This window comes from Anaerotruncus sp. DFI.9.16 (assembly GCF_024461615.1).
In the GTDB taxonomy this organism is placed as follows: Bacteria; Bacillota; Clostridia; order Oscillospirales; family Ruminococcaceae; genus Anaerotruncus; species Anaerotruncus massiliensis.
On record NZ_JANFZX010000010.1, the window covers coordinates 1 to 12,970 of the forward strand.

At 64.0% G+C, this 12,970-nt stretch carries 13 protein-coding genes; all 13 read left to right on the forward strand.

Going from position 1 to position 12,970, the window contains the following annotated elements:
- The first annotated feature begins 71 nt into the window (after nt 1-71).
- The 13 genes from NE609_RS06230 to priA all read left to right on the forward strand — a co-directional run bounded on the left by NE609_RS06230 (nt 72) and on the right by priA (nt 12,956).
- Entirely contained in the window at nt 72-1,481 is a 1,410-nt protein-coding gene (locus NE609_RS06230) for a carboxyl transferase domain-containing protein (protein ID WP_256152021.1), read from the forward strand.
- Nucleotides 1,482-1,613: 132 nt separating this feature from the next.
- Nucleotides 1,614-2,105 (forward strand): biotin/lipoyl-containing protein, encoded by a 492-nt coding sequence (locus NE609_RS06235; RefSeq protein ID WP_256152022.1) that lies wholly within the window; start codon nt 1,614-1,616, stop codon nt 2,103-2,105.
- A 13-nt stretch (nt 2,106-2,118) separates the two neighbouring features.
- Nucleotides 2,119-3,522, forward strand: coding sequence for an oxaloacetate decarboxylase subunit alpha (locus NE609_RS06240; RefSeq protein WP_256152023.1), 1,404 nt, complete (start codon nt 2,119-2,121; stop codon nt 3,520-3,522).
- A gap of 232 nt (nt 3,523-3,754) precedes the next feature.
- Nucleotides 3,755-4,231 carry a hypothetical protein gene (locus tag NE609_RS06245; RefSeq protein ID WP_256152024.1) on the forward strand — a complete coding sequence of 159 codons (477 nt, stop codon included), beginning with the start codon at nt 3,755-3,757 and terminating at the stop codon, nt 4,229-4,231.
- On the forward strand, nt 4,216-4,977 hold the full coding sequence (locus NE609_RS06250; RefSeq protein WP_256152025.1) for a hypothetical protein: 762 nt from the start codon (nt 4,216-4,218) through the stop codon (nt 4,975-4,977). Before NE609_RS06245 ends, NE609_RS06250 begins: the two co-directional genes overlap by 16 nt.
- A gap of 238 nt (nt 4,978-5,215) precedes the next feature.
- The gene (locus tag NE609_RS06255; RefSeq protein ID WP_121586916.1) at nt 5,216-6,094 is read left to right on the forward strand and encodes a YicC/YloC family endoribonuclease; all 879 of its coding nucleotides are present in this window, start codon (nt 5,216-5,218) and stop codon (nt 6,092-6,094) included.
- 12 nt (nt 6,095-6,106) lie between these two features.
- Nucleotides 6,107-6,367, forward strand: a complete 261-nt coding sequence (remA, locus tag NE609_RS06260; protein WP_101548914.1) for an extracellular matrix/biofilm regulator RemA — start codon at nt 6,107-6,109, stop codon at nt 6,365-6,367.
- Nucleotides 6,360-6,977, forward strand: a complete 618-nt coding sequence (gmk, locus tag NE609_RS06265; RefSeq protein WP_121586915.1) for a guanylate kinase — start codon at nt 6,360-6,362, stop codon at nt 6,975-6,977. Before remA ends, gmk begins: the two co-directional genes overlap by 8 nt.
- The gene (gene rpoZ, locus NE609_RS06270; protein WP_370867146.1) at nt 6,964-7,170 is read left to right on the forward strand and encodes a DNA-directed RNA polymerase subunit omega; all 207 of its coding nucleotides are present in this window, start codon (nt 6,964-6,966) and stop codon (nt 7,168-7,170) included. The genes gmk and rpoZ overlap by 14 nt, the downstream gene beginning before the upstream one ends.
- 61 nt (nt 7,171-7,231) lie before the next feature.
- Nucleotides 7,232-8,617 (forward strand): hypothetical protein, encoded by a 1,386-nt coding sequence (locus NE609_RS06275; RefSeq protein ID WP_256152026.1) that lies wholly within the window; start codon nt 7,232-7,234, stop codon nt 8,615-8,617.
- Between the two features lie 12 nt (nt 8,618-8,629).
- A complete protein-coding gene (gene coaBC / locus NE609_RS06280) occupies nt 8,630-9,844 on the forward strand; it encodes a bifunctional phosphopantothenoylcysteine decarboxylase/phosphopantothenate--cysteine ligase CoaBC (protein ID WP_256152027.1) in 1,215 nt (404 codons plus the stop codon).
- 4 nt (nt 9,845-9,848) lie between these two features.
- On the forward strand, nt 9,849-10,475 hold the full coding sequence (locus NE609_RS06285; RefSeq protein ID WP_101548924.1) for a chloramphenicol acetyltransferase: 627 nt from the start codon (nt 9,849-9,851) through the stop codon (nt 10,473-10,475).
- Between the two features lie 36 nt (nt 10,476-10,511).
- A complete protein-coding gene (gene priA / locus NE609_RS06290) occupies nt 10,512-12,956 on the forward strand; it encodes a primosomal protein N' (RefSeq protein WP_256152028.1) in 2,445 nt (814 codons plus the stop codon).
- Nucleotides 12,957-12,970 lie beyond the last annotated feature (14 nt).

The following is a 12,970-nucleotide window of genomic DNA, read 5'->3' on the forward strand; positions in this document are numbered from 1 at the left end:
CCCCCCCCCCCCCCCCCCCCCCCCCGCCCGTCGGGACGACGGGCGTCAGTTTAAGATAGGAGGAAAAAAACATGAGTGACAAGGCGATGTCACTGGCCGATGCACGTAACGAGGCCCAAAAGGCGACGGCGGCCCGCGAAAGGCTGACGGCGCTCTTTGACCCCGACAGTTTTGTCGAGGTCGGCGCGCTCGTGAAGAACGGCTGTGACGGCACCGGGGTGATCACCGGCTACGGCCTGGTGGAAGGCAGCCCCGTGTATGCGTTTTCCCAGGACTCCACCGTGCGCAACGGGGCGGTCGGAGCGGCCCACGGCTCCAAGATCAAGAAGATCTACGACCTCGCGGTCAAGACCGGCGCGCCGGTCGTCGGCATCTACGATTCCAACGGCGCCGCCGTGGACGAGGGCCTCGACGCGCTCGCCGCTTATGGGGAGATGCTCCTCTGGACCAACAACCTCTCGGGCGTCGTGCCGCAGATCTCCGTCGTGGCGGGCGCCTGCGCGGGCAGCGCGGCGCTGATCGCCGCCTCCGCCGACTTCGTCGTCATGAGCGAGGGCGCCGAGCTCTTTCTGACCCCCGCCGACGCGGATTCCGCGACCGACGCGGCCAACGCGGCCAAGTCGGGCGTTGCACATATCGTGGAGAAGGACGCCGACGCTGCGGTGGCCGCGGCGCGCAGGCTGGTTTCCCTGCTCCCCTCCAACAACCTCTCCGCAGCCCCCTACTGCGACTTCACCGAGGCTCCCGGCGCGGGCGCCGCGCTCGACGCGCTTGCGGCGAGCGTCGCGGACCAGGCCGACATCCTCGGCATCGCGGAGCAGATCGCGGACGCGGACAGCCTGATCGAGCTCCAGAAGGCGTTTTCCGGCACCGGCGCGAAGGTCGCGCTGGGCACCGTCGCCGGCACGACCGTCGGCTTCGTCGCCGCGTCGGACAGCGGCGCCGTCTGCTCGGGCGGATGCAGCAAGATCGCCCGCTTCGTCGCGATCTGCGACTCCTTCCAGATTCCCGTCGTGACCCTCGTCAACTGCGAAAAGTTCGCGGCCGCCGACGGCCATGTCTTCCAGGGCGGCGTGCGTGAGGCCGCCAAGCTCGCCCACGTCTACGCCGAGGCGACCACCCCGAAGGTCGCGGTCATCGTCGGCAAGGCGTACGGCTCGGCCTGCGTCGCCCTCGCGGGACGCGGCGCCAATGCCGATTACGCGATCGCCTGGCCGAACGCGGTCATCTCCGCGCTGGCCCCCGAGACCGCCGTGGCCTTCCTTGAGGGCGACAAGATCACCCTTGAGAAGTCCCGCGCCGAGGTTGAGGCGGAGTATCTCGCCAACGAGGCGAGCGCCCTCGCGGCCGCCGCCAGGGGCCACATCGACGACGTGGTCGACCCCGCCGATACCCGCGCCGCGGTCATCTCCGCGCTCGACATGCTCGCCGGCAAGCGTGTGAGCACCCTTCCCAAGAAGCACGGCAACATCTCGATGTAACCCGGCGCCGGCCCGCCATTGCCGCAGGGATGCGGCGGATACCTACCGATGCAGGCCGGCCGCCCGGAACCAGTGCGGCTCGGCAGACCATATGAATCAAAAACAAATCATATTTTACAGGAGGATACAGTCATGAAAAGATTTAACATAGTTGTCAACGGCAGGGCTTACGACGTACAGGTGGATGAGCTGGCTCCGGGCGCGGCCCCCGCCGCTCCGGCTCCGGCTCCGGCTCCCGTCTACGCCGCCCCGGCTCCGGCCGCGATGCCTTACGCCGTGCCCTCCCCGATTCCGTCTCCCGTGGCTGCGCCGGTCGCCGCTCCGGCTCCGGCGCCCGCCCCGGCTCCGGCGCCCGCTCCGGCTCCCGCGGCCGCCCCGGCTCCCGCGCCTGCCGCCGCTCCCGCCGCCGGCTCGACCAAGATCAACGCGCCGATGCCCGGCAACATCCTCGATGTGAAGGTCAACGTCGGCGACCATGTCGAGGCCAACCAGCTCGTGCTCATGCTCGAGGCGATGAAGATGGAAAACGAGATTTTCACCCCTGTTGCCGGTACGGTTGTGGGCGTCCATGTCAAGAAGGGCGATTCGGTCAACTCGGACGATCTGCTCATCTCCATCGGTTAAGGGGGAATGATCCATGGCTCAAAAGGTTAAAATTTGCGAGACCATCCTGCGCGATGCGCACCAGTCGCTGATCGCGACGCGCATGCGCCTGGATGAGATGCTCCCCATCCTGCCCGCGATGGACGAGGTCGGCTTCTACTCCTGCGAGTGCTGGGGCGGCGCAACCTTCGATGCGTGCATCCGGTTCCTCGACGAGGACCCGTGGGAGCGTCTGCGGACGATCCGCCGCGAAATGCCCAACACCAAGCTGCAGATGCTCTATCGCGGCCAGAACATGCTGGGCTACCGCCATTACGCCGACGACATGGTCGAGTATTTCGTCCAGAAGTCGGTCGACAACGGCATCGACATCATCCGCGTGTTCGACGCGCTCAACGACATCCGCAACCTCGAAGCGTCGATCCGCGCGGCCAAGAAGTCGGGCTGCCACCTCCAGGCGGCGATGTCCTATACCCTCAGCCCGGTGCACAACATCGACTATTTCGTGGACTACGCCAAGCAGCTTGAGAGCGCGGGCGCGGATTCCATCTGCATCAAGGACATGGCGGCGCTCATCACGCCGTCCGCGGCCTTTGAACTGACCTCCGCCCTCAAAAAGGCTGTCAGTATCCCGATCAACCTGCACACCCACTACACCTCCGGCCTCGCTTCGATGGCACTGCTCAAGAGCATCGAGGCGGGTGTGGACATCATCGACACGGCGATGTCCCCGCTGGCGATGGGCACCTCCCACGCCGCCACCGAGTCGATGGTCGCCGCGCTGCAGGGCACCCCGTACGACACAGGCCTCGACCTCAAGAAGCTGGACGTCGTGCGCGCCCACTTCGCCAAGCTGCGCCAGAAATACCTCGACGCGGGCCTGCTCAACCCGAAGGTCATGGGCGTCGACGCGAACACGCTGATCTACCAGGTGCCGGGCGGCATGCTCTCTAACCTCGTTTCCCAGCTCAAGCAGGCCGGGAAGGAGGACCAGTTCGAGGATGTGCTCCGCGAGGTCCCGAACGTCCGCAAGGACGCGGGCTACCCGCCGCTGGTCACCCCGACCTCCCAGATCGTCGGCACCCAGGCGGTGTTCAACGTCATCATGGGCGAGCGGTACAAGATGGTCACCAAGGAGTTCAAGGGCCTCGTGAAGGGCGAGTACGGCAAGACCCCGGTCGAGATCGACCCCGCCTTCCGCAAGAAGATCATCGGCGACGAAAAGCCGATCGACTGCCGTCCGGCCGACCTGCTCGAGCCGGAGATGGAGAAGATGCGCGCCGAGTTCCCTGCCGAGTACCTCGAGCAGGAGGAGGATATCCTCACGATGGCGATGTTCCCACAGGTCGCGCCCAAATTCTTCGAGTCCCGCAAGAACAAGAAGTACGGAGTTGACGGCAAGCACGCCGACAAGGCCAGCAAGGTTCATCCCGTCTGATTGTAAACGAAAAGAAGGCTGCCGAGTTCTTCGGCGGCCTTCTTTTTTATTGGAATTTTATACCTAAGAATTGTGTGAAAAATATGTGCTAATATCATAATCTTAAATGGATCACCTTGACATGCTATTTGGATTAAGTGTATATTAATTTTGTAAAATATAACAATAAAATGTAAATATATTGTATATTTTACAAAATGTATAATATAAAGGCGTTTGAGGAGGAGAACGAATGAAAAAACTGTTGGGGGCCTTTTTGGCATTGGCAATGATATTGTCAGTGGGAGTGACTGCATTCGCGGAAGACCTGGAACCGATTGACAATCCCGCTGATGAGTTAGGGGATCGGCTGTTTTATACAAAAGATGGCGAAAAATTATGGAATAGTATTGCTATCTTGAATTCTGCCGACAAGTTACAACCCGGAGAGACGACTGATTGGGAGGGTAATGTGAGTGGCACTCCAAATGATTCAGTGTTATCCGGCTCCACTATATATTTCTTTATGGACATGCTCCAAGAGGACTTTCCACTTGACTGGGGAGAAAATGAGTATTGGAAAATTAAGGTATCAAAAAATGAGGGAGCGAAGTATGTTACGTCTGTTAAGATTGTTGAAAAAAAGTTAGATGGAGAAGTTTTCTTGACAGATAATGCTGGACAGGGGGGGATCCGAACTATCATTATTGGAGAGTGGAAGCAAAACTAAAAGAGTTTTCAACTGACGATGAATACAAAGTTTCTTTTAAATTGACAGCGACAGCTAAAAAAGATATTCCTATCAGGATGTTCCTTTACGATTCTGACTATCCTGAGTGGAATAAATATATCCCAGCGGGGACCAAGTGTACCATCTATACCGAACCCTTCTGGGTCACCAACCGCAGCGTAAACGCGGACGCAGATTTCGCGGCGGGTCATCGCGGCGAGGTGCTGAAACCCGCTAAGAATGAGGATAATTCAATTACTTGGGAGAACAACAATCATACCCTCGCGTGGCTCGACTTCTCGGGTGATGATGACGGAAAAGTCTTTTATCCGAAGATGAGTACCAAATGGGACGACCAGGAGTACGCGGAAAAGTTTGCAGACCAGGACGCATATCTTTACGACTTCCTTTATAACCCCAAGCTTGCCTCGACCAGCCGTGCAGCGCTTAAGCTGCGCATCCCCTATTTGGATGAGGACGGTGAGCTGGCGGTCGCCCCGGAGGAGATCGTGATCTACCGGACCATAGACGGCGAACTGGTTGACATCACCGCGTCGGGAAAAATTTGTGAGACGGAAGACGGCGAATGGGTCTTTGTAATGAAGACACGCGAGCTGGGCACCTACATCATTGCACAGAAACCTGCGGAGGCTGTGGAGACGGAAGAACCTGCCGGCGAGGAGACTCTCTCCGCTGAGGAGGACCCGGTGTCCGCGAAACCGTTGCTGCCCTCCTATGTGAAATAGCGGCATTTTGAAATACCAGCGGAAAGAGCGTCCAAAGACGCTCTTTCCGCTTTTTTTCGAGGGCGTCCGCTCGCGTGAAATCGAATTCCGGGCAGGCTGTCAAAAGCGGATCGGATCAAATCCAAAAGCTATCCCAAAGCCCGCCGGAAATTGACAAAGGGGACGATATGGGGTAAAATATCAAGATACAGAAATGTGCGGCGGCGCACGCCAAAACGACGTGGAGGATGGGACGCGGATGGTCAAAAGCATGACGGGCTACGGACGCGCGCAGCAGATGCTGGGCGGCCGGGACATTACGGTGGAGATCAAGTCGGTCAACCACAGGTTTTTTGAATTTTCGGCGCGGGTGCCCCGGGCATACGGATATTTGGAGGAGCGCCTCAAAAGCTACGTGCAGGGGCAGATCTCCCGCGGCAAGGTGGAGGTCGGCGTCACCATCCTGACGGTCGAGGGGCAGAACGCGGTTGTCGAGGCCAACCGGGAGCTGGCGGGCGCCTATGTGGACGCGCTGCGTAAGATCGGCGAAGAGGCGGGGCTCAAGGACGACCTCACCCTGTCCACCCTCACGCGGTTCTCCGACATCTTCACCGTGCGCCGCGAGGCGGAGGACGAGGAGGAGATCTGGGCGGCGGTCAGGACGGTCGCGGACGAGGCAGTGAACCGCTTTGTCGCCATGCGTGCCGCCGAGGGCGAACGCTTGAGGGCCGACCTGCTGGGCCGGCTCGAGAGCATCGGGCGGGGCGTGGCGCTCGTCAAAGAGCAGTCCCCCCGCACGGTGGAGGCCTACCGCGAGCGGCTGGCCGCGAAGATCCGCGAGGTGCTCGCCGACCGCCAGATCGACGAGACCCGCATCGTGACCGAGGCGGCGATCTTTGCCGACCGGGTCGCGGTGGACGAGGAGACGGTGCGGCTCGAAAGCCACCTCGTCCAGTTCCGCGAGATCCTCGGGTCCGATTATCCGATCGGGCGGAAGCTCGACTTTTTGGTGCAGGAGATCAACCGCGAGGCCAACACGATCGGCTCCAAGGCACAGGACGTGGCGGTCGCGCAGGTGGTGGTCGACATCAAGAGCGACGTGGAAAAAATCCGTGAACAGATACAGAATATCGAATAAGGAGAACGCAAGATGAAGCTCATCAACATCGGTTTTGGCAACATGGTGTGTGCCAACCGCCTGGTGGCGATTGTCAGCCCCGAAAGCGCCCCGATCAAGCGGATCATCCAGGACGCGCGCGACCGCGGCACGCTGGTCGACGCGACCTACGGCCGCCGGACCCGCGCGGTCATCATCACCGACTCCGACCATGTGATCCTCTCGGCGGTGCAGCCGGAGACGGTCGCCAACCGCATGGTGGATGAGGACGACGAGGTCGAGGACGATGAGTGAGGGTACGCTGATCGTCTATTCGGGGCCGTCGGGCGTCGGCAAGGGCACGATCCTGCGGCCCTATCTTGAAAGCCACCCGGAGGCGGTGCTTTCGGTGTCGGTGACGACGCGCGCCCCACGGCCCGGAGAGACGGACGGGGTGGAATACCATTTCATCACGCGTGAGGAATTCGACCGGCTGGCCAAAAGCGACGGCCTGCTGGAGCACGCGGAGTACAGCGGCAACTGCTACGGCACGCCGCGCGCCGCGGTGGAGCGCCACATCGCCGAGGGGCGGGACGTGGTGCTCGAAATCGAGGTGCAGGGCGCGATGAAGATCCGGGAGAGCTTTCCCGAGGCGGTCTTCGTCTTCATCCTGCCTCCCTCCTACGGGACGCTCCACGAGCGGCTCGCCGGAAGGGGCACCGAGACGCCGGAGGCGATGGAAGCCCGGCTGCGCACGGCGCGGTTTGAGCTCTCCCACGCCGCGGAATACGACTATGTGATTGTCAACGACGATGTGGAAAAGGCGCGCGAACAGCTGGGCGCGATCATCACGGCGGCCAAGTGCCGCACCCGCAATATGAAAAAATTTATCGATAAGGTGTGTGAGTTTCATGAGTATGCTTAGGCCGTCGATCACCTCCATCATCAAGCCGGGCGACAGCTACTATGCCTTTGTGGTCGCGGTTGCCAAACGCGCCCGCGACATCGCGCTGGAGCAGGAGGAGGAGCACGCGATCACCGAGGAAAAGCCGGTGCAGAAGGCGGTTGAGGAGTTTGCCGCCGGGAAGTATAAGATGGGGAACCATCCGAAGGAATAACGGCAAAGCGGCCCTGCTCTGTCAGGGCCTGTTTTGTTTTTCACGCCCGGGAGGCGATGCTGTGAAAAAGATGAAGATACGGCTGCTCGCGCTGGCGGCGGCGCTGGCGCTGCTGCTGCCCGGATGCGCGCCGCGCGGCGGGGAAACGCCGCCCGTGCCCCCTTCCTCTCCGGAAGAGCCGCCCGCCCTGAGCGGGTCCGGCGCGGAAGAACCGGCGGAGCCGGTCTACTACGACGCGGATTTCTACGCCCGTCCCGAGTGGAACGCGGCGGGCACCGGGACGGCGATCAAAAACGGCGCGGCCCTCACCTGGGTGGGGCTCGACAATGAAGTCCTGCGCACCGCCGCCTTCGGGGACCCGGCGGCCGGCCCCGGCCTTTCGCCGGAGGACATCACCCTCACGATCGGCGAGGGCTGGGTGCTGCGCACCGTCCCCGGCACCCGCGCGGCGCTGCGGGAGGGGAAGTGGACGCTTCTGAACGCCGCGCTCTACGACCTGGACGGAACGCTGCTGCGCGCCTTCCCCGACGCCTCACCGGAGGAGGTGGAGGCCGCCACAGGCGACTATGAAAAGCAATCCGCCTATGTGAACGCCTACCCGCTCGGCAGCGGGCACATCGCGCTCGAGACGGGCGCAATGCTGCTGCTCTATGACATCGCGGCCGACGCCCTTTCCCTTGTGGACGACTACCGCGACGTGCGCTGGCAGGGCTTCACCGTCTACGACGCGGGCGCCTACGGGATCTACCAGTGCTGGCCGTTCGGGGAGAGCCTCTACTACATGGCGAGCGTCGACCCGCCGCCCGGCGAGCCCCGCCGGGTGCTCTACCGCCTCGACACGACGGGGGAGCGGGAGCTTTTCTGCGACGACACGGGCTTTTTCCGCTACAAGCCGGTGGAGGGGGGCCTCTACGGCTTTCGGGAGTGGAACAACGGGATCTTTACCGACGAGGGCTACGAGTGGGGGATCGAGGCGTGGTTCCTCCCCGACGGGGGCGAATGGCGGCTCGTCGCGAAGGACAACACCGCCTCCGGGGACGCGCTTCCCCTCGACGCGTCCCATTACGACTACATCTGGATGGATAAGCGGGACGGAGAGGCGTGGCCGAGCTTCCGCCGCCACGACCTCTCGACGGGGGAGGAGATCTCCTTTTCCCCGCGCGACTACGACGGGCGCAAGCTCTATGACGGCGGCTACGGGTTCGGGCTTTACTGCACCCGCGCGGTCGATGGCGGCGTGCAGTTTGTCTACGTCGTCTCCGACGTTGCAGAGACGGCGGACGGGGACCTGATGGAAAAGCGGGAATGCTGGCTCTACGACACGCGGGAGGACGCCCCGCGCAGGCTCGACCGCCTGGACGGCGCGTCAATCTGGGGGATCAACCCGCAGGGGACCCACGCGATCGAAGGCGGCGGACCGCCCTGGCGGGTGGTCCCGCTGGAATGAGGAGGAATCGGAATGTTTGAGGGAAAAACGATCGTCGTCGGCGTATCGGGCGGCATCGCGGCCTACAAGGCCGCGCAGCTTGTGAGCGACCTTGCCAAGACGGATGCCGACGTGCATGTGCTGATGACGAAAAACGCGGCCGAGTTCGTGTCGGCGCTCACCTTTGAGACGCTCTCCAAAAACCGCGTCGCGGCGGACACCTTCGACCGCAATTACGAATACGACGTCGAGCACGTGGCGCTCGCAAAAAAGGCGGACGTTATGCTGATCGCGCCCGCGACCGCCAACGTGATTGCCAAATTCGCGGCGGGCGTCGCGGACGACATGCTCACGACGACGGTGCTGGCGGCGCGCTGCCCCAAGATCGTCGCCCCGGCGATGAACACCGGCATGTACGACAATCCCGTCACCCAGCGCAACCTGGAGACGCTGCGCGGCTTCGGCTTCACGGTGCTCGAGCCGGACAGCGGCCTGCTCGCCTGCGGCGACACCGGCCGCGGGCGGCTGCCCGACCCCGCCGTGCTCTTTGAGGCGGTGCGCTCGGCGCTTACCGAGCGGGATCTGGAGGGGGTGCGCCTGCTCGTCACCGCCGGCCCGACCCGGGAGGCGATCGACCCGGTGCGGTTCGTCACCAACCACTCGACCGGGCGGATGGGGTACGAGCTCGCCGCCGCCGCGCGCAGGCGCGGCGCGGCCGTCACCCTCGTCTCCGGCCCGGTCTCGCTCGCGCCGCCGCTCGGGGTGGCGGTGGTGCCCATTGTCTCGGCGGCGGAGATGTACGACGCGGTCGTCTCCCGCGCGTCCGGACAGGACATCATCATCAAATGCGCCGCGGTGGCCGACTACCGCCCGGCCGAAGTCGCCAGCCACAAGATCAAGAAGGCGGAGGGCGGCCTCACGCTCGCGCTCGAGCGCACGCAGGACATCCTCTCCCACCTCGGCCACAACCGGACGCCGGGGCAGGTGATCTGCGGCTTTTCGATGGAGACGCGCGACCTTATGGAAAATTCGCGCGCCAAGCTCTCCAAAAAGAATGTGGACATGATCGTCGCCAACGATCTGGGCACCCACGGCGCGGGCTTCGGCACCGCCACCAACCTCGTGACCATCCTCACGCGGGAGGGGGCCGAGTGTCTGCCGCTCATGGGCAAGGACGCGGTGGCGGAAAAGATTCTCGACCGCCTGCGCGACCTCTATCGCGCCCAGGAGGAGAGAGGGGAGGCGTGACGGCATGGAGTGGATCGATCTGGAGACATGGCCCCGGCGGGAGCAGTACCGGTATTTCCGTTCGCTCGACCGCCCGCAGTACGACCTCTGCGCGCGGCTCGACGTGACCCGCTTTTGCGCGTTCATGAAGGCGCGGGGCGGGTCCTCCTACCACGCGATGGGATATTTCGTCGTCCGCGCCGCAAACGGGGTCCCCGCCTTCCGGATGCGCATCCGGGAGGGGCGTCCGCTGCTGCACGAGCGGGTCAACCCCTCCTTCACCGAGCCGCGCGCGGACGGCGAGCTCTTCAAGTGCGTCGGGGTCGAGTGGTGCGAGGACCTCGGCGAGTTTCTGCGCCGCTGCGGCGAGGCGTCGGCGCGGCAGGGGGACCGCTTCCTGCTCGACTCGGAGGAGGCGCGGGACGACTACCTCTACCTCTCCTGCCTGCCGTGGGTCGACTTCACGTCGGTTTCGCAGGCGGGCAGCTTCGACCGCGATGACGCGGTCCCCCACATCACCTGGGGGAAATATGCCCGCGAGGGCGGGCGGGTGACGATGCCGCTTTCGGTGACGGCGCACCACGCCTTCTGCGACGGCATCCATGTGGGGCGGTTTTTCGACGCGCTCCAGCGGATGCTGGACGCGCTCTAAATCCGGACATCCATCCGTGCGAAGGGAGGAACCCCCATGCCGCTGGTGGCGCGCGTCGTCGTGGAGAACGCGGCGCAGAGCTTTGATAAAATCTACAGCTACCGCGTGCCGGAGGGGATGCCCGTCCGTCCCGGCTGCCGGGTGACCGCGCCTTTCGGCGCGGGCAACCGCACCCGGTTCGGCCTGGCCGTCGCGGTGGAGGAGGAGCCGGACGCGGCGGGGCTCAAGCCGCTGGCGACCCTCGTCGACCCCGAACCGCTCCTGTCGGACAAGCTGCTGTCGCTCGTCTTCTGGCTGCGGGACAACACCTTCTGCACCTATTTCGACGCGGTGAAAGCCCTGCTGCCCCCCGGCATCGGGGTGGAGCTGGAATATACCTACGAGCTTTCCAAGGACGCGCCCGCGCCCGAAGATCCGGAGGAACGCCGGGTGTTCGACTACCTCGCGGGGCGCGGAAAGCCGGTGCGGGAGGAGGCGCTCCTCGCCGCACTCGGATTCGAGCGGGACGCGTCCGTTCTGCGGGAGCTCTGCGCGCGGGGGATGCTTCAGAAGGCGCAGGAGGTGCGCCGCCGGGTGCTCGACGGGAAGCTCGTCATGGTGCGGCTCGGCGGAGAGATCGGGGAGCTCTCCGACGTGCGGGTAAAGCTCACGCCCAAGCAGAAGGCGGTCGTCGAGCTGCTGCTGCAGGTGGGCGAGGCGTCCCTCAAGGAGGTCTGCTATTTCGCCGCCGTCGGGAAATCGGTCGTGGACCGGCTGGTTTCGGCGGGGGCGGCGCGGCTTTTCACGCGGGAGATCTACCGCAGCCCCTACGCGGAGGGCCCGGCGCGGGAGGACGCGGCGGCGATCGTGCTGACGGAGGAGCAGAACGCCGCCTTTGAGCGGCTGTGCGGGCTGGCGGACAGCCGGGAGGCGCGCACCGCGCTCCTCTACGGCGTGACCGGCTCGGGCAAGACGGAGGTCTTCCTGCGCACCATCCGCCACGTGCTCGACGGCGGGCGCGGGGTGATCATGATGGTTCCGGAAATTTCCCTCACCCCCCAGATGATCGACCGGTTCCGCCGGTATTTCGGCGGGCGGGTCGCGGTTCTGCACAGCGGGCTTTCGATGACCGAACGGCTCGACGAGTGGAAGCGGATTAAAAACGGCGGCGCCTCGATCGTCGTGGGGACCCGCAGCGCGGTGTTCGCGCCGATGGAGAACATCGGGCTCATCGTCATCGACGAGGAGCAGGAGGGCACCTATAAGTCGGAGATGTCCCCGCGCTACCACGCGCGGGACGTGGCGCGCTTCCGCGCGGCGCAGGAGGGGGCGCTGCTGCTGCTTGCCTCGGCTACCCCGAGCGTCGAGAGCTTTTACCGCGCCCGGGAGGGGCGCTATGAGCTGCTCACGCTGAAAAACCGCTACGGCGCGGCCAGGCTGCCCGACGTGGCGATCCTCGACATGGCGGCGCAGCCGCTCGGCGCGCAGAGCGCGTCCCTCTCGGAGCAGCTCATCGCCGAGCTGCAAAGGAACCTTGACGCGGGGGAGCAGAGCATCCTGCTGCTCAACCGGCGCGGCTACAACACCCTCGTCAAATGCGCCGTCTGCTCGACCGTCGCCACCTGTCCAAACTGCTCGGTGGCGCTCACCTACCACAGCGCCAACGGGCACCTCATGTGCCACTACTGCGGCTACACCGCCCGCCCGGACGAGAGCTGCCCCACCTGCGGCAACAAGTTCCGGCGGTTTTCGGGCGCCGGGACCCAGAAGGTGGAGCAGGAGCTTTGCGAGCTTTTCCCCGACGCGCGCGTCCTGCGGATGGATATGGATACGACGATGGCGCGTTTTTCCCATGAAAAGCATTTTTCCGATATTTTAGCCGGAAAATATGATATAATAATCGGGACGCAGATGGTCGCCAAGGGCCTCGATTTTCCGAACGTCACCCTCGTGGGGGTGCTGTCGGCCGATTCGGCCCTCTACGCGCAGGACTACCGCAGCTTTGAACGGGCGTTTTCCCTCTTCACGCAGGTGGTCGGGCGGTCGGGACGCGCCGAAAAGGCGGGCCGCGCCTATATCCAGACCTTCACGCCGGAAAACCCGGTGATCGCGCTGGCCGCCGCGCAGGACTACGACGGGTTCTACGCGGAGGAGATCGACAGCCGCCGCATCCACCTCTACCCGCCCTTCTGCGACATGGTGGGGATCGGCTTCTCCGGCCTCGAATACGCGAGGACGAAGGAGGCCGCCCGGCAGTTCCTCGCGGAATTTGCCCGCCGGGCGAAGGCGGACTACGCCGGGCTCCCGCTGCGGGTGCTCGGCCCCTGCGAAAGCCAGATCGTCAAGCTCGCGGGCAAGTACCGCTTCCGCATGGCGGTCAAATGCCGATACGACAAACGCACCCGCGCGCTGCTGTGCGGCACGGCGGACTGGTATTTCTCCCAGCCGGCCCTGCGCGGCGTGACGCTCACCGTCGACCCGAAATATGAAAGCTCGATCTGACATGCGACTGGAGG